This window comes from Stenotrophomonas sp. YJH_SMC_37 (genome assembly GCF_059370035.1).
This window is the reverse complement of sequence record NZ_JCAFTG010000013.1, coordinates 84,616-100,824: the sequence shown is the minus strand read 5'-3', so window position 1 is coordinate 100,824 and position 16,209 is coordinate 84,616. Positions and strand designations below refer to the sequence as shown.

At 65.5% G+C, this 16,209-nt stretch carries 18 protein-coding genes; 3 read left to right on the top strand and 15 right to left on the bottom strand.

Translation table 11 applies throughout. The features are described from left to right. Nucleotides 1-7 precede the first annotated feature (7 nt). A complete protein-coding gene (locus tag AC5P8J_RS16995) occupies nt 8-2,767 on the top strand; it encodes a bifunctional diguanylate cyclase/phosphodiesterase (protein WP_494540138.1) in 2,760 nt (919 codons plus the stop codon). A gap of 78 nt (nt 2,768-2,845) precedes the next feature. On the opposite strand, the gene AC5P8J_RS16990 is transcribed toward AC5P8J_RS16995, so the two are convergent. From AC5P8J_RS16990 to AC5P8J_RS16945, 10 genes are all read right to left on the bottom strand, one after another. Then, nucleotides 2,846-3,895 (bottom strand): GAD-like domain-containing protein, encoded by a 1,050-nt coding sequence (locus AC5P8J_RS16990; RefSeq protein WP_494540139.1) that lies wholly within the window; start codon nt 3,893-3,895, stop codon nt 2,846-2,848. A 219-nt stretch (nt 3,896-4,114) separates the two neighbouring features. Next, nucleotides 4,115-4,633 (bottom strand): Imm26 family immunity protein, encoded by a 519-nt coding sequence (locus AC5P8J_RS16985; protein WP_478419564.1) that lies wholly within the window; start codon nt 4,631-4,633, stop codon nt 4,115-4,117. A gap of 143 nt (nt 4,634-4,776) precedes the next feature. Next, complete coding sequence (locus AC5P8J_RS16980; protein WP_478419565.1) at nt 4,777-5,283, bottom strand: hypothetical protein; 507 nt, start codon at nt 5,281-5,283, stop codon at nt 4,777-4,779. A gap of 131 nt (nt 5,284-5,414) precedes the next feature. Beyond that, nucleotides 5,415-5,879, bottom strand: coding sequence for a hypothetical protein (locus tag AC5P8J_RS16975; RefSeq protein WP_021201769.1), 465 nt, complete (start codon nt 5,877-5,879; stop codon nt 5,415-5,417). 113 nt (nt 5,880-5,992) lie between these two features. Then, nucleotides 5,993-6,208, bottom strand: a complete 216-nt coding sequence (locus AC5P8J_RS16970; RefSeq protein ID WP_227852603.1) for a hypothetical protein — start codon at nt 6,206-6,208, stop codon at nt 5,993-5,995. Nucleotides 6,209-6,306: 98 nt separating this feature from the next. Continuing rightward, a complete protein-coding gene (locus tag AC5P8J_RS16965; RefSeq protein WP_033835503.1) occupies nt 6,307-7,497 on the bottom strand; it encodes a methyl-accepting chemotaxis protein in 1,191 nt (396 codons plus the stop codon). A gap of 163 nt (nt 7,498-7,660) precedes the next feature. Beyond that, a complete protein-coding gene (gene hflD, locus AC5P8J_RS16960) occupies nt 7,661-8,275 on the bottom strand; it encodes a high frequency lysogenization protein HflD (protein ID WP_021201771.1) in 615 nt (204 codons plus the stop codon). Next, a complete protein-coding gene (gene mnmA / locus AC5P8J_RS16955; RefSeq protein WP_021201772.1) occupies nt 8,272-9,414 on the bottom strand; it encodes a tRNA 2-thiouridine(34) synthase MnmA in 1,143 nt (380 codons plus the stop codon). The genes hflD and mnmA overlap by 4 nt, the downstream gene beginning before the upstream one ends. Next, nucleotides 9,411-9,872 carry an NUDIX hydrolase gene (locus tag AC5P8J_RS16950; protein WP_021201773.1) on the bottom strand — a complete coding sequence of 154 codons (462 nt, stop codon included), beginning with the start codon at nt 9,870-9,872 and terminating at the stop codon, nt 9,411-9,413. The genes mnmA and AC5P8J_RS16950 overlap by 4 nt, the downstream gene beginning before the upstream one ends. Before the next feature lies 1 nt (nt 9,873). After that, nucleotides 9,874-10,347: a hypothetical protein gene (locus AC5P8J_RS16945; protein ID WP_021201774.1), complete on the bottom strand. Its 474-nt coding sequence runs from the start codon at nt 10,345-10,347 to the stop codon at nt 9,874-9,876. Between the two features lie 112 nt (nt 10,348-10,459). On the opposite strand from AC5P8J_RS16945, the gene clpS reads away from it, so the two are divergent. Further along, nucleotides 10,460-10,786 carry an ATP-dependent Clp protease adapter ClpS gene (clpS, locus tag AC5P8J_RS16940; protein ID WP_019659637.1) on the top strand — a complete coding sequence of 109 codons (327 nt, stop codon included), beginning with the start codon at nt 10,460-10,462 and terminating at the stop codon, nt 10,784-10,786. A gap of 100 nt (nt 10,787-10,886) precedes the next feature. Here the strand turns inward: clpS and AC5P8J_RS16935 are convergent, their stop codons facing one another. Beyond that, nucleotides 10,887-11,699 (bottom strand): APH(6) family putative aminoglycoside O-phosphotransferase, encoded by an 813-nt coding sequence (locus AC5P8J_RS16935; protein WP_111098323.1) that lies wholly within the window; start codon nt 11,697-11,699, stop codon nt 10,887-10,889. A 138-nt stretch (nt 11,700-11,837) separates the two neighbouring features. On the opposite strand from AC5P8J_RS16935, the gene clpA reads away from it, so the two are divergent. Then, the gene (clpA, locus tag AC5P8J_RS16930) at nt 11,838-14,123 is read left to right on the top strand and encodes an ATP-dependent Clp protease ATP-binding subunit ClpA (RefSeq protein WP_495216976.1); all 2,286 of its coding nucleotides are present in this window, start codon (nt 11,838-11,840) and stop codon (nt 14,121-14,123) included. A 68-nt stretch (nt 14,124-14,191) separates the two neighbouring features. Here the strand turns inward: clpA and AC5P8J_RS16925 are convergent, their stop codons facing one another. The 4 genes from AC5P8J_RS16925 to aat form a co-directional block, all read right to left on the bottom strand. Continuing rightward, nucleotides 14,192-14,566, bottom strand: coding sequence for a hypothetical protein (locus AC5P8J_RS16925; RefSeq protein ID WP_459389491.1), 375 nt, complete (start codon nt 14,564-14,566; stop codon nt 14,192-14,194). Between the two features lie 128 nt (nt 14,567-14,694). Next, on the bottom strand, nt 14,695-14,967 hold the full coding sequence (locus AC5P8J_RS16920; protein WP_346483588.1) for a hypothetical protein: 273 nt from the start codon (nt 14,965-14,967) through the stop codon (nt 14,695-14,697). A gap of 171 nt (nt 14,968-15,138) precedes the next feature. Next, complete coding sequence (infA, locus tag AC5P8J_RS16915; RefSeq protein WP_005409596.1) at nt 15,139-15,357, bottom strand: translation initiation factor IF-1; 219 nt, start codon at nt 15,355-15,357, stop codon at nt 15,139-15,141. Between the two features lie 86 nt (nt 15,358-15,443). After that, on the bottom strand, nt 15,444-16,184 hold the full coding sequence (gene aat / locus AC5P8J_RS16910; protein WP_494540140.1) for a leucyl/phenylalanyl-tRNA--protein transferase: 741 nt from the start codon (nt 16,182-16,184) through the stop codon (nt 15,444-15,446). Nucleotides 16,185-16,209 lie beyond the last annotated feature (25 nt).

Here is a 16,209-nt window from a genome sequence, read left to right as displayed (position 1 = left end):
AGATCGCGTGGACCAAGGGATCATCGCCAGCCTGCTGCAGCACCCGCTTGCGTCGGCGCTGGTCATCGTCGACCGTACCGGGCGTCCGCTGGCGGCCAATCCGGCCGCGCGCGAGCATGGCCTGCCAGCCACCGTGGCGGCCTATGCGCCGATTCTGGAAGATCTGCGCCTGATGGCCGCCGATGGCGGCATCGTGGCCTGCACGCTGCCGGGCGGCCCGCGCGGCCACTACGACGGCCACCTGCGTGCGGTGCACGACGGCGCCGGCAACCTGCTGGCCTTCACCCTGAGCATCCCCGAGCCGGTGCCGGTGGACGGGGGAGGGCGCTGGGAGCTGGCGCTGGACAGTGCCGGCCACAGCCTGTGGGACTGGGACATCCCCAGTGACCGCGTGATGCGGACGCCGGCGCTGGGCGACGAGACCGCCACCGAGCTGCTGGCTCGGGTGCACAGCGAGGACATCGCCCTGGTGCGCGCAGCGCTCGACGAGCACCTGCATGGGCACAGCGAGCAGTACAGCGCACAGTTCCGTTTCCGCCAGGCTGATGGCCAGTGGCGCTGGGTGCTGGACCGGGGCCGCGTGGTCGCGCGCACCGCCGATGGCCAGCCCCTGCGCATGGTCGGCACGCATACCGATATCGAGCAGCAGAAGCAGCTCGAATCGCTGCTGCAGGAACAGCAGCTGCACCTGAGCGAGGCCCAGCGCATCGCCAGCATGGGCAGCTGGTCGTTTGATCCCAACAGCGGCCATTTCTGGTGGTCGCCGGAACTGCGCTCGCTGCTGGCGCTGGAGCAGGGCGCCGTGCCCGGCCAGCGGCGCTGGTTGAAGCAGCTTCACCCCCGCTCGCGGGGTGCGTTGCGTGCGGCCTGGCGGCGCTTGTGGCGCGATGGCCGCGCTGCCAACCTGGAGCTGGAACTGACCCGCGGCCATGAGCCTTCGCAGCATCTTCGCCTGTGGATGCAGCCGCTGCTGGACATGGACGGCCAGCCCAAGCGCCTGCTCGGCCAGGTGCAGAACATCACCGAGCAGCACCAGACCGATGCGCTGATCCGCTGGCGCACCGAACTGCTGAACCGGGTTTCCGCGCTGGGCCGCATCGGCGGCTGCGAGATCGAAGTGCAGACTCGCAGCATGCAGTGGACCGAGGAGTGCTACCGCATCCATGGCCTGCGCAAGGAACCGATCACCCTCGACCAGGCGTTGGCGCTGTACACGGAGGACTCGCGCAACGCGTTCGAGGCGGCACTCGCCCGTATCGCCAACGGCGGCCTGCCCGAGCAGCTGGACCTGTGCTTCTACCGCCAGTCCGGCCTGCGCGTGTGGGTGCAGGTGCTGATTGAACTGGACCGCCGTGATGGCCTGCCGCCGCGCTTCGTGGTGCTGTTCCGTGACATCACCCGCGAACGCGAGGCCAACGAGCGCATTGAACTGCTGGCCCACTACGATCTGCTGACCGGCCTGCCCAATCGTGTGCTGCTCGGCGAGCAGACCGCCGAGGCCATCGAGGAAGCACGCGACCGCGGAACCTCGCTGGCGATGCTGTTCATCGATCTGGATGGCTTCAAGACCATCAACGACAGCTTCGGCCATGCCACCGGCGATGCGCTGCTGAAGGCGGCGGCCACCCGCCTGCACCAGAACCTGCGCAACAATGACCTGTTCGGCCGCTTCAGTGGCGACGAGTTCATTGTGGTGCTGCGCGACCTGGCCGAGCCGGAAGACGCCGGCCACGTGGCGCGCAAGCTGATCGCCTCGCTGGCCGAGCCGCTGCGCCGTGGCGAGACCACGTTGAAGGTCGGCGCCAGCGTCGGCATCGCGATGCTGGGCGATGCGCAGACCGACTTTGATTCCCTGCTGCGTGCTGCCGACGCCGCGATGTACGCGGCCAAGGAAGCCGGGCGCAATACCTACCAGTACTACAGCCAGGACGCATTGGCCCGCATCCAGCGCCGGCTGGACGTCGAGCATGCCCTGCATGGGGCCATCGAGCGCGACGAGTTCAGCCTGGCCTACCAGCCGTTGCTGCACGCTCACCACGGTGAGCCACCGGCGATCGAGGCACTGTTGCGCTGGCACCGGCCCGGGATTGGCTACTGCAGCCCGGCCGAGTTCATTCCCATTGCCGAAAAGTGCGGCGAGATCGTGCGCATCGGCGACTGGGTGCTGAACGAGGCCTGCCGCCAGGCCACCGCCTGGGACCGCGCCGGACTGCAGTTTGATCGCATCGCGGTCAATGTGTCGGCGGTGCAGCTGCGTGATCGTGGCTTCGCCGAACGCGTGATCGAGATCTGCCATGCCCATGGCTGGCCGCCGCAACGGCTGGAACTGGAGCTGACCGAGTCGGCGTTGATCCGTGACACCGACATCCTGCGCCATTGCTTCGACGTGCTCGAACGGCACGGCGTGCCGCTGGCGGTGGACGACTTCGGCACCGGCTTCTCCAACCTCAATTATCTCAACCGCTTCCCGGTGGGGCGCCTGAAGATCGACCGCAGTTTCGTGCAGGGCATGCTGCACGACTCCGGTACGGCCGAAGTGACCCAGGCCATCGTGCACCTGGGCCATGCGCTGGGCATGAAGGTGGTGGCGGAGGGCGTGGAAACGCACCAGGAAGAAGACATGCTGCGCCGGCAGGGCTGCGACGAGATCCAGGGCTACCTGTACTCGCGCCCGCTCAGCCCGCGCGACCTGGCACAGTGGCTGCGCCAGCCGCAGCCGGTTTCGCTGCGCACCGATGCCAGCGGGGAAGTGGTGCTGGTGCGCTGACAGCCATACTTTGGTAGGTGCCGACCGTTGGTCGGCACGAATGCATGTACCTCGCGATCACCCACGCTCGGCGTGCAACTACTTACCGCGGGTATCCAGTTTGGTTGGTCGCGCCTTGGCCACTGTCGCAGCAAGGGCTTCCAGCTCAGCGAGACGATCTGTCTTCACCAGATGCGCGGCATTCCAGCCACCTTCAACAACCGAGGGTGAGAAGCTGTAGATCTCGTTGGGAGCCAGGTGGCCCAGTAAATCGAGTGCGCGTGCGTACAGGGGCTGCTCGTCATCGTCGGTGGCATCGAGATAGGGCCCATCCAGGTGGTGCAGCAGGAACTCCAGTTTCCAGTTGCGTTCAGTCGCGTCGGCAGTGGCTGCTACATCCGAGTCCGTCGAAACCTGTCCGCTGTGGGGGTCGATGCTGATATGCATGGAGGTGTTTTCTCCACACAAGAGCATCTGGCCGAAAGGTGTCACCGCATAGGCATGGAACCGATCAGCACCCTCCATCGGAGTGCCCTGCAGGAAGGCTGCGACAACCCCTGAGTACAGATGCGGATCGACCAAGATGAGCCTGTCGTCGCGATAGCGTGCGAACCCGTCGCGTCGCCACAGCGCCAGCAGCAGGTCGGGCAGCACGCCCTTCCATGCGGCAAGAGTCGCCTCGGAGAGCGCCTCGCCCCGGGAGCTCGCACCGAAGCTCTCCATGAACGCCCTGGTTTCAAAGCTTGGTTCCTGCGCTTCGATGCCTGGTTCCACCAACGCATTCCTCCCGGCGTCGAATGGCAGATAATCCAGGAATGTCAGCATTCGCTCGGCCTGTGTGGCTTCCTTGTTCGCCTCCTGAGTTGAGATGATGGCCGCTGTGTTTCCAGAGACGAGCAACAATGTTCCCGCCGAAAGGCTTTGCCACGGCTCGCTCAGCACCAGATAGCGCTCGGGTGCCTCGTCTACATCCGCGTCCAGGATGATGACCTGTGGACCATCCCGCAGGCATCCGGCGGAGATCTCGACAGTTGCATCGATCGTACCTGCATCAGGATCGGCCACATCCACAGGTGCAGAGTAGGGCTGTTGAAACTCGCCGAACGACTGGAGCGCCTGGTGAAGGGCGAGCAGGGAGTCGGGATCCACGACGAGCGGTTCTGGGGCAGCCGGGAGCTGCAAAGCAAGTGAAAGGCACAGGGCGGCGCTGGTCATCGGGCTGTGGTCTGATCTGAACCGGAATCGGCTCCTGCACGATGAAGGGCAGAGCGCTCACGGTCCATGCAAACAATCCGAAACACAGGCGCCGACGACGTGTGCGCCTGTGTTAGGACAGCATCCTCGTGTAAGGTGCATTGGCAACCCGGCTTACGCCCACCGATGGGAGAGGGTGTCGATCTCCCTCCACATCTTGAAGTTGTTCAAGGGAAAATAGGGGGGTAGAACCATCGCCTCTACTTCGGTTGCAGCGCAGTGAACGGAGTTGGTTGCGTTCACTTTGCACCAGTTCCCAGGGGTGCCGTAGACGAAGAAGTAGTGCTCCAGGTCAGTCGCATGGACGGGTTCATGTCGACCGATGATTCGCCAATCGCCATCTTGATCGCTTTTTCTGTCAAAGAGTGAGTAGCTATCCAGCACAGTGGGCTTCATAACGGGTTTAGCTTTCTGCAGCTCGACTGGAGTGAGCGACGCCTCTCTCCGGCGGATATCAAGGATATGCGCAAAATGACCCATGGAGTTTTCGGAAATGATCTGTCCGAAGTAGTAGAGCCCATCGTTTCGAGTAAAGCAGAACACGTCGCCTGGTCGAATGAACCGAAGCATGGTTCGGCGCTTCCTGGTCCAGCCATTGAGCGATTCACTGGCGGTCTCACTTTCCTTCTTCATGCTCTTGCGTGCTGGCGTCGCCATGGCTTCTGCCTTGTCGTTCGGCTCCAAGGAAGTCGAGTGTTGAGGGTGGCCGTGGCAGGGTCCATGCAAACAATTCGAAAATCGTGAGTCGCGGGGCATCATCCACGCATGGCGTGGATCTACCTCGAAAATTCCGCCTTCAACTGCATGCGCAGCGTCTCGACAATGGCCGCATAGCGCCGCTTCTGGACCAGGTAGCTGGCCAGGAACAGCGGCAGCACCAGCAGCATTGGCGCCACCATCGGGCGCATCGCCACCAGCGGCAACAGCAGCAACGACAAGATCGCCACGAACCAGCTGCACAGGCCGATCACCCGCACCTCGTGCCGTCGCGCGTTGAGTACGATGCGACCGCGCATCACCGGGAAGTGGCGCAGGCCGAAGCTCGGCGCGAAGCTCTCGCGGAACGCCACGCTGCCATCGGGCAGCGCATGGAAGGCCAGTTGCAGCCATCTGTCCTGGGGCAGGTCACGCTCCAGACTGCCCAGCGAGAGCCGGGCCTGCATGGCCGGCGACGCCGCAATGCGCTCATTGAACAACGTGATGCCCCAGCTGAAATAGCCGGCGACCCAGGCCATCAGCAGGACGGTCTCGATCAACAGCGCTACGATCAGGGCGATGGCCATCGGTCTTCCATGAACGGGATCGGTGGATCATGCCACTGCCCGGACAGTAGATCCACGCCATGCGTGGATGGCAGGCGGTCCGAGCCACCATGCGGGTGGGGCCGCCCAGCGACTCAAGCAGCCTCTTGGCGTCAGTCCTCTTCCACCAGATCGCTAAGATCCAGAATCCGTGGAGCAGCACTGTGCGCAACGACGCTTTGGATCATTCCGGGCTTGGGCCGAAGTGAATAGGCTCGCATCGTGTGGATGGGATTGAACTCCAGCCACGGGCAGGATGAATGCCCCACGATAACCGGCATGTTGAAACTGATGTCCTTGGGATCATCCAGTGGGAGAGTCCATTTGCCGCCGTGATGCTGACACACGGTTTCCCCAAGATATCGTGCAAACACAACTCTCAAGGCAGCCTGCTCGTCCTTCGATAACGTTGCGGCCATCAACGTGTACAGGGTTTCGAGGCGATCAAGGCTCTCCAGGCTACCGTCTAGGTCGACGCCGCGCTGCTGCGCCTGCTCGATCAGCCATTCAATCTGATCGTCCATGATGATCAGAAACTGTTCAAAGGCTTCTTGCGCTTCTTCCGGATTGAATGCCATGACGCTGTCAAGGAGGGAGAGCGATGAGTGTGCCCGGAGCCGGTGATTCAGACCATGCAACAAATCTGAAATGGTGGGTGGCCGCTGCCATTTCATCCACGCATGGCGTGGATCTACCTCAGTGCTTCGCCATCCAGCCCGAGATCCCACGCCAGGCCCAGCAGCGCCTCGTCCGCCCGCGACGGGGCCGGGCGCGCGTCCGCCAGCTGCTGCAGCTCGCGGATCTCCTCGCGTGCCACATCCTCCAGCTGTTGCAGCTGCTCACGCACGCTCGCGTTGCGCGGGCGTTCGGTGTCGGTGAGGGCGGGCAAGGCGCGGATCAGGGTCATGGTGCGCGTACAGGATGCATCCAATGGCGGGTTACAGGCAAAGGCCCCGGACGAACCGGGGCCTTGCGGGCTGCCGGCGAGGGCAGCGGACATCAGGATCAGAACAGCTCGACGGTGCCGGCGCCCATGCTCTGCTGGGCAACCGGCTTGTGCGGCGGGCGTTCCCATTCGCTGCGCAGTTCGCGCAGGCGGTTGCCGGTGCGCTGCAGGGCGGTGGCGATCTCTTCGTCGAACACGCCGCCATTGCGGTGCAGCAGTTCCTGCAGCGCCACCGCTTCACGGTTGATCGCGGTCAGGCGGTCCAGGTGGGTGTGCACGCCGCCCAGGGCCTGGGTGGCGATGTCCTCGAACTGCAGGGCGCGCACGGCCTCGGCCACGCTGCCATCGATCGCACGGGCGCACTCGGACACTTCACGCATGCCGTCGCCCAGCGAGGCATTGATCTGGGCCACGTTGTCGAGCATCGCCGCCGCTTCCTGGCGTGCTTCGCGGGAGCGGTCCATGTCGCGCGAGGCCATGTGCGAGACCGTCTCGCGCACCTTGGCAATGGCGTCCTTGGAGCTGTGTGCCAGCTTGCGGATCTGCTCGTTGAAGGTGGTCGAGCGCTCGGACAGGTTGCGCACTTCGTCGGCGACCACGGCGAAGCCACGACCGGCTTCACCGGCACGCGCCGCTTCGATGGCCGCGTTCAGCGCCAGCAGGTTGGTCTGGTCGGCGATCGACTTGACGTCTTCCAGCAGCGCGAAGATGCCATCCAGGTGCTGCGCCATCTGGTCGATGTGCTGCACGGTGGTGCTGCTCTGGCCGCTCACTTGTTCCAGCGCTTCCACCAGCTGCTCCATGCGATGGCTGGCGTGCTGGGCGAAACGGGCAACGTCGAGGCCAGCATTACCTTCATCACCGGCGCGGTCGACGATGCGCGACAGGGCCTGGCTCTGCTGGCGCGACTTGCGGTTCATCGCATCGAAGCTGCCACCGAGGCTGGAGACGGCCTGGCGGATCAGGTCACGGGCGCGTTCCACTTCGCCGCGCGAGCCCTCAATCTCGTTGCCGACGAAGTTGCGCAGTTCGGTCAGCAGCTGGTCCTGCTCACGCAGGACACGGGCATGTTCCGGGGAACGGTGCGCCTGGGCGCGGGTGGTCCACCACGCAAAGCCGAGCCAGCTCAGCGTCATCGTGGTCAGGATCGCCCAGCGCAGGGCGGCCGGCCATTCGAAACCGATGGCGAAGGGGAGCAGCAGGGTCAGAGCCAGGGGGGCGGCCAGACGGATGAAAATGCGTGAGTACATGGACGTTCTCGGGAGGTGCACGGAGGATGTATCGGCCGTACCCCCTTTCTCTTTAACGTCGATGTGCCCCGAAGTGCATTCTGAATGCACCGGTTTTCCGGCGCTGGCGGTGATTCGGTGTCCGATTCCCTTTTCCATGGAAAAGCGCCCGGACCCCATGCGCTTACGCCAGCTGGCGGTCCACCGCCTCGATCATCGCCTTGCGGCCGAACAGGAAGTCCCAGTAGCTGCCGCCCAGCTGCCGCCACAGCACCGCCGAGCGCACCGCTGCCAGCAGCAGGGCGCGGATCTCGGCCACCACGCCAGCCTGGCCCAGGTAGTGCGGGTTGCCCTGCACCATCACCCGCGGCTTGAGGTGGCTGATGGTGTCCGCGTACAGGCTGCCCAGGCTGGCCAGCACATCCGGGTGGCCGCTGTCGCCCAGCTCGGCGGCCTGGCGCTGGGCGCGCTCGATGCCCGAGGCGACCTTGTTCACCGTGGCGCCATCCTGAACGAAGCGGCGCTCCAGCTGCAGCACCGACAGGGCCAGCTTGGGCAGGATCGGATCCTGGCCCTGGTTGCGGAAGTAGTTGTGCAGCAGGCGCAGCCCGGCCTTCAGTGCATGGCGGTCTCCGAACACCGCCTGCGGCGAGGACGCATCGACACGGAACACGCTGTCCACGGCGGTGCGCACGGCGGCGGCGTCGGAATGGCCGGTATCGGCGATGCGGCGGACCTGCTGCAGGGCCTGGGCAATGCCGGCCAGGGCCAGGACGCGGTCGTCGACAGTGAAACTCATGCAGCGGATACCTCAAAAGGGGAAGGGGTGGTGCGCAGGCGCTGTTCCAGCGGCGCATCGGTGGCGGCGATCACCGCGCCACCCAGGCACACATCACCGTCATACAGCACCAGCGATTGACCGGGGGTAACGGCACGCTGCGGGCGCGCGAAGGTGACCAGCACGCTGCCATCGTCCAGCACCTGGACCGTACACGGCTCGTCAGGTTGGCGGTAGCGGGTCTGGGCGGTGCATTCGAAGCGCCGTGCCGGCGGCGAGCCGGCGATCCAGTGCGCGGTTTCCGAACGCAGCCGGTTGGAAAGCATCCACTTGCTGTCGCGGTCCTGGTCGACGTACAGCACGTTGCTGGCCACATCCTTGCCGACCACGTACCACGGTGCGGCCGGGCGGCCGCGTACGCCGCCGATGTTCAGGCCCTCGCGCTGACCCAGCGTGAAATAGAACACGCCCGGGTGTTCGGCGATCACGGTGCCATCGGCCGGGTCCACGATCTGCCCAGGTTTGGCCGGCAGGTAGCGGCCGAGGAAGTCGCGGAAGTCGCGCTCGCCGATGAAACAGATGCCGGTGGAATCCTTCTTGGCGTGGGTCGGCAGGCCGACGTCGCGCGCAATCCGGCGCAGGTCGGTCTTTTCCAGGTCGCCGATCGGGAACAGGGTCGCTGCCAGCTGCGCCTGGCCCAGCTGGTGCAGGAAGTAGCTCTGGTCCTTGGAGCGGTCGGCGCCACGCAGCAGCAGCCATTGGCCACCGCGCTGGGCTACGCGCGCGTAATGGCCGGTGGCGATGCGCTCGGCGCCCAGCTCGCGGGCGGCATCCAGGAAATGCTTGAACTTCACCTCGCGGTTGCACAGCACGTCCGGGTTCGGCGTGCGGCCAGCGGCGTACTCGGCCAGGAAGTGCTCGAACACACCCTGCCAGTACTCGCTGGAGAAGTCCCGGAAGTGGAACGGGATACCGAGCAGGCCGCATACGGCGACCGCATCGCGGCGGTCATCCTCAGCGCGGCAGTCACCGCTGCCGTCGTCGGCCCAGTTCTGCATGAACAGGCCTGCCACGGCCTCGCCCTGCTGTACCAGGCGCCAGGCCGCGACGGAAGAGTCTACGCCACCGGAGACGCCCACCATCACGCGCGGCGTGCTCATGCGACCTCCCGGACCAGCGAAAGCGGATGGCGCTGGCCACCCAGGTAATCAGCCACCACCTGCCAGACCAGCGGGCTGCGCTGGCGCTCGCCGGCGGCCTGCAGCTCGGCCGGGGTCAGCCACAGCGCGCGGTCGATGCCGGTGTCCAGCGGCTGCGCCGGGTCGTGCGAGAGCGGGCGCGCTGCGTAGCAGAAGCGCAGGAACGCGGTGCCGTCGCTGGCAGTCCACTGGTAGCAGCCGATGAAATGGGTCAGCTGCACCGTCCAGCCGGTTTCCTCGCGGGTCTCGCGCAGGGCTGCCTCGGCCAGGCTTTCGCCCGGCTCGAGGTGGCCGGCAGGCTGGTTCAGCACCTGGCGGCCGTCGATGGTCTCTTCAACCAGCAGCACGCGGCCGCCGTCGACCACCACCGTGGCGACGGTGGCGTGCGGTGCCCAGCGCGGGTCCGGCGTGGCGTTCAACTCAGAACTCGTCCTTCTTGGTCAGCTCCAGCTCCATCGCGTCGGCGGTGCGGATGGCCGCATCGATGGCGTCGCTGAGCTGGTCCGGGGTGGCATCGGCATCGATCTTCACCACGAACATGGCGGTGGTGTCCTGCTTGACCCAGCCGCCCATCTTGGCGTCCTGCGAATCTTCCAGCAGGCGGTTGGCCACGGCCACCGGGAACTGCTTGGTCTTGGCGTTGTACGCCGGCGACCAGATCTCGCGGATGTTGTGGCTGCCGAAATCTTCCACCGCCGAGCGCACGTAGACCATCTGGGTGCGGTCACCCTCGACGTCGAAGACCATGCGGTAGTCTCCGTCCTCGTCGACTTCATAGGTATAGCCCAGCTTGTCCAGGTGGCGGCCCACGGACTTGTCGGCGGTGGTTGCGGCGGTGGCGGCGCCGGCAGGAGCCAGGGCGATCAACAGGGCGGTAAGAAGGGTCCTTTTCATGAAGATCCTGTGAAACAGTGTTGAGAGAGGATGCAATTGTGACGGCGGCCGTGCGTGCCGTCCAATCTGCGGCGGGCCGACGCAGGCTTCTCCGAGCCTCTATAATGGACGGATGCCCCATGAGTCCTCCCCCGATTCCCAGCACGAGCACGGCGTTGCCGTAGAACCTGCGCGCCCGGAAGTGGCGCCGCCGCCGTTCTACCAGGTGATGCTGCTCAATGACGACTACACCCCGATGGATTTCGTGGTGGACGTGCTCCAGCAGTTCTTCAACATGGACCTGGACAAGGCCACGCAGGTGATGCTGCACGTCCATACCCGCGGCCGTGGCGTGTGCGGGGTGTTCACCCGCGAAGTGGCCGAGACCAAGGTGGCCCAGGTCAACGAGTATTCGCGGATGAACCAGCATCCGCTGCTGTGCACGATGGAGAAGGCCTGACCGGCCTTTTGTAGAGCCGAGCCCATGCTCGGCTGCTGTTCGTGCAGGTATCCAGATCGCTGGCAGAGCAGCCGAGCGCAGGCTCGGCTCTACAGCCGGATCACGCTTCCGCCAGCGCCTGCAACGCCATCCTGGCGACCGATTCGTCCACAACCGCTGGGTCGCCATCATCGCGGAACCACACCGCCGACAGCCCTGCGCTGGCAGCGACCCAACGCAGCAGGCGGGTGCGCTCGAGGCCGGCCAGCGCGGTCACCTGTTCTACGCGCGCGGCAAACCGCTCGGGCCGGGTGGCCACATGGATGCCGGGGCCGCAGAGGTCCGGGTTGCTGAACAGCGTCGTGTAATCGAACGCGCGATCGCCCAGCAGCCGCTTCGGGTCGATCGCCAGCCAGCCGCGCGCGCCGAAATCGAGCACGTTGTCGTGGTGCAGGTCGCCGTGCAGCGGCCGGATCTCCTGTTCGTCACGCAGCACCCCCTCCGCCAGTGATCTGCACTGTTCCAGCAGTGGCGGCAGCGCAGCCCTTGGCTGCAGCAGGTCGGCGAACCATCTACGCAGGCAGACCAGTTCCGCTGGGCGTGCGCTCCGTGGCCGGTGCAGCCGCTGCAGGACCTGGCACAGGACCGTGGTGCAGGCGTCATCGTCGCCCGCGATCGAGCGTTGCCGCAGCGAATCGCCTTCGGCGCGCTCGATCAGGATTGCCGGCCCCTCGTGGGCCAGCAAGCGGGCAGCGCCATCACCGTCCCACCAGCGCAGCAGGCGGTGGCTGTTCTGCTCCTCCGCTTCGCTGCTGATCTTCAGCATCGCCGGCGCGCCGGCAGCGGTCAGCACCGGCCAGAGCCGGGCGTGGGGCGTGCAGATGGCCGGGCCATCACGCCGCAATCGCCAGCGGCTCAGGTAGGGTTCGCTCATACCGGTTGAGGTCTTCTGGAGTGAATGAAGATCAAGCGTTCTGCAGTGCTAACGCCATCTGAACGCAGCAATCCGCTAGGGTGATGGAAATCGCGTAGTCAGGCCGCATATTGTTCCCATCTGCCGCCGGAGTAATCCATGTTCAGCAAAGACCTCGAACACACCATCGGCCAGTGCTACAAGCGCGCCCGTGAGGCCCGGCATGAGTTCATGACGGTCGAACACCTGCTGTTGGCACTGCTCGACAACCCGTCCGCCCAGGCCGTACTGAAGGCCTGCGGTGCCGACGCCGAACGCCTGCGCCAGGAGCTGGAGCAGGCCATCGAGGCCTCGGTGTCCCGCCTGGCCGAAGATGACGGCCGTGACACCCAGCCGACCCTGGGCTTCCAGCGGGTGCTGCAGCGGGCCGTGTACCACGTGCAGTCCTCGGGCAAGAAGGAGGTCACCGGCGCCAACGTGCTGGTCGCCATCTTCGGCGAAAAGGACTCCCACGCCGTCTACTACCTCAACCAGCAGGATGTCACCCGGCTGGATGTGGTCAATTACCTGTCCCACGGCATCGCCAAGCTGGGCGAGGAAGGCGAGCAGCCGTCCTCTTCCTCCGAGGGTGAGGGCCGCATGGAAGGCGGGGATGGCGAGCCGAAGGGCGATGCCCTGACCGAATTCGCCAGCAACCTCAACGAACAGGCCCGGTCCGGCCGCATCGATCCGCTGGTCGGTCGTGGCGATGAGATCGAGCGCACCATCCAGGTCCTGTGCCGGCGCCGCAAGAACAATCCGCTGTACGTGGGCGAGGCTGGCGTGGGCAAGACCGCCATCGCCGAGGGCCTGGCCCGCTGCATCGTCGAGGGCTCGGTGCCCGACGTGCTGGCCGACGCGGTGATCTACTCGCTCGACCTGGGCGCGCTGGTGGCCGGCACCAAGTACCGCGGCGACTTCGAGAAGCGGCTGAAGGGTGTGTTGACCGCGCTGAAGAAGGTGCCCAACGCCGTGCTGTTCATCGACGAGATCCACACCATCATCGGCGCCGGCTCGGCGTCGGGTGGCACCATGGATGCGTCCAACCTGATCAAGCCGGCGCTGGCCTCCGGCGAGCTGCGCTGCATCGGCTCGACCACCTTCCAGGAATATCGCGGCATCTTCGAGAAGGACCGGGCGCTGGCCCGCCGCTTCCAGAAGATTGATATCGTAGAGCCGACCGTGGGCGAGGCCTACGAGATCCTGCAGGGCCTGAAGTCCAAATACGAGCTGCACCACAGCGTGACCTATTCGGACGAAGCGCTGCAGGCGGCGGTGGACCTGTCGGTGAAGCACATCGGCGACCGCCTGCTGCCGGACAAGGCCATCGACGTGATCGACGAGGCCGGTGCCCGCCAGCGCCTGCTGCCGGAAGGCCAGCGCAAGGAGCTGATCGACGTCGAGGAAGTGGAAGCGATCGTGGCCAAGATGGCGCGTATCCCGACCAAGCAGGTCAGCGCCACCGACAAGGACGTGCTGCAGCATCTGGAGCGCAACCTGAAGATGGTGATCTTCGGGCAGGATCCGGCGATCGAGACGCTGTCCTCGGCGATCAAGCTGGCCCGCTCGGGCCTGGGCAACCCGGAGAAGCCGATCGGCAACTTCCTGTTCGCCGGCCCGACCGGCGTCGGCAAGACCGAGGTGACCAAGCAGCTGGCGCTGCAGCTGGGCATTGAGCTGGTCCGCTTCGACATGTCCGAGTACATGGAGCCGCATTCGATCAGCCGCCTGATCGGCGCCCCTCCGGGCTATGTCGGCTTCGACCAGGGCGGCCTGCTGACCGAGAAGATCGTCAAGACACCGCACTGCGTGCTGCTGCTGGACGAGATCGAGAAGGCGCACCCGGACATCTTCAACATCCTGCTGCAGGTGATGGACCGCGGCGTGCTGACCGATACCAACGGTCGTGAAGCCAACTTCAAGAACGTGGTGCTGGTGATGACCACCAATGCCGGCGCGGCACAGGCCTCGCGGCGCTCGATCGGCTTCACCAAGCAGGACCATGCCACCGATGCGATGGAGACCATCCGCCGCAGCTTCACCCCGGAGTTCCGCAACCGCCTCGATGCGGTGGTGCAGTTCCAGGCGCTGGGCTTCGAGCACATCCTGCGCGTGGTTGACAAGTTCCTGATCGAGCTGGAGATGTTGCTGCAGGACAAGCACGTGAGCCTGTCGGCCACCCCGACCGCCCGCGACTGGCTGGCCCACCACGGCTTCGACCCGCTGATGGGTGCGCGCCCGATGGCCCGCGTGATCCAGGACAAGATCAAGCGTCCGCTGGCCGACGAGCTGCTGTTCGGCAAGCTGGTCAACGGTGGCAAGGTCAGCATCGATGTCCGCGACGACGAGCTGGTGGTCGAGACCCAGGCCGAGCCGGAGCGGCTGCTGCCGGTTACGGTGGAGTGAGCTGAAGGCTTGGCGTGAAAGACTGGGAATGACAAGGGCGGCTTCGGCCGCCCTTGTCCTGTCTGCTGTCACCGGCTGCGGCGGCGCGCTTCGCGCTTGAACCGCCCGGCATCGATCGGCTCGATGCGCGCAACCTCGCAGCTGCCGCGACCGGTGTCCATAGCGCTTCGGCCCTCGCTGCACAGCTCGTCAGCCTCCTTGCCGTCGGTCTTGAAGCCGAGGCGGGTGGCCAGCACGGCAGAAGGGCAGCTGTTGCGGAAATGCACCACATAGTGGTCTTCACCGGCGCGAAGCAGGACGTTCCTGTCAGCGCCGGCGCGAACGATCTGCTGTTCGCCGGTCAGTGGTACGCATTGCGCCGGCGGGGTGCCAGCGGCATGGGCGGGCGGCGCCAGGGTGATGGCAGACAAAGCCAGGGGGACCAGCAGGGAAGACAGGTTCATGGCGGGGCAGGGGCGGCGATCCGGACTGGATCGGATTCCAGGTTGCCGCAGCCGCTGCAAATGCGAATCTGCCGCAAGCAAGGCTGACCGACGTCACGGTGAGATCGGTCACGATGACCTTTGGCGCGTCAGGCGGCGATTGAGCGGAATCCTTGCTGGCGCCCTTGGTCGCCGGCATCCTCGATGACGAATGCGACTGCCTCATGTGGAATATGCAGGCGCTGCTTGAGTGTGCTGCCCATGTGTGGGACCTCGCGCTGCACGGCCAGATACAGTGGGTGGGATGCGTCCATGCTGGTACAGACCAGGCAGGGCTGGCCGAACCAGGTGCCGTCCGGCCCCTTGCTGGCGTAGCAGCGGCTGGTGACGGACTGCGGGTCCAGGACGATCAGGTAGGTCATGCGCGCAGCGCCCTCTGTGAAGAACGCGTTGAGTCTAGAGTTCCGGCGCGATGCTGGATTTCAGACAAGGACGAAAATCGAACGGCCCCGGAGACTTTGACTTTATTCCGTGCACGACAAAGGGCCGGAAGCGAGGCCGGCCCTGTCGGAGTGGCGCACTGCGCCGACCGCTTACTTCATGCGGTAGGTGATACGGCCCTTGGTCAGGTCGTACGGGGTCATTTCAACCTTGACCCGGTCACCGGTGAGGATGCGGATGTAGTTCTTGCGCATGCGGCCGGAGATGTGGGCGATGATTTCGTGCCCATTTTCCAGACGAACGCGGAAAGTGGTGTTCGGCAGCGTCTCGCTGACGGTGCCCTCGAACTCGATGGAATCGTCTTTCGACATGTAGTCCTGTGCGGTTCAGAAAACGGCCACGCTGGGCCTAAGGCGCGGTATTTTACGCGTGATGGGCCCGGCTTGCAAAGTTTGTGTTAACCCCCGGCCAAACGCCGTGCTGGCAAGCGTCCGACCGCCTGGGTCCAGGGGCCTTCACGGCCGTCACGGTGTACGGCCTGACGGACGTGCTCCAGAAAGTCCGCGCGCGGCAGGTGCTCGGCGCCCATCCGCAGCAGGTGCGGGTTCTCCACCTGGGCATCGATCAGTTCCCAGCCCCAGTCACGCAGGGTGGATGCGAGGGCGGCCAGGGCGATCTTGGAGCCGCCGCTGGCGCCACTGAACATGCTTTCGCCGAAGAACATCGATCCGATCGCCACCCCATAGATGCCGCCGACCAGCGTCTGCCGGTCCCAGACCTCGAAGGAATGGGCAAAGCCGAGGTCGTGCAGCTGGCCATAAGCCTCGACCATCGCCGGGCTGATCCACGTACCGTCCTGGCCGGGCCGCGGAGAGGCGGCGCAGGCGCGCATCACCTGGCCAAACGCGGTGTCGGCAGTGACCTCCCAGTCGCAGCCACGCAGCTGGCGGCGGAAGCGGCTGGACAGGTGCACGCCGTCGGTGCGGAACACCATGCGCGGGTCAGGCGACCACCACAGGATCGGTTCGCCCTCGCTGAACCACGGAAAGATGCCACCGGCATAGGCGTTGAGCAGGCGCGCCGGATGCAGGTCGCCGCCCACCGCGAGCAGGCCATCGGGCTGGCGCAGTGCGGTCTCGGCCGGAGGGAAGGGCGCGTCCGGCGCATCGGCCAGGCGCCAGGGCAGCTGGCGGGTCATGCCGGCATTGTATTCGCCGTGGTGA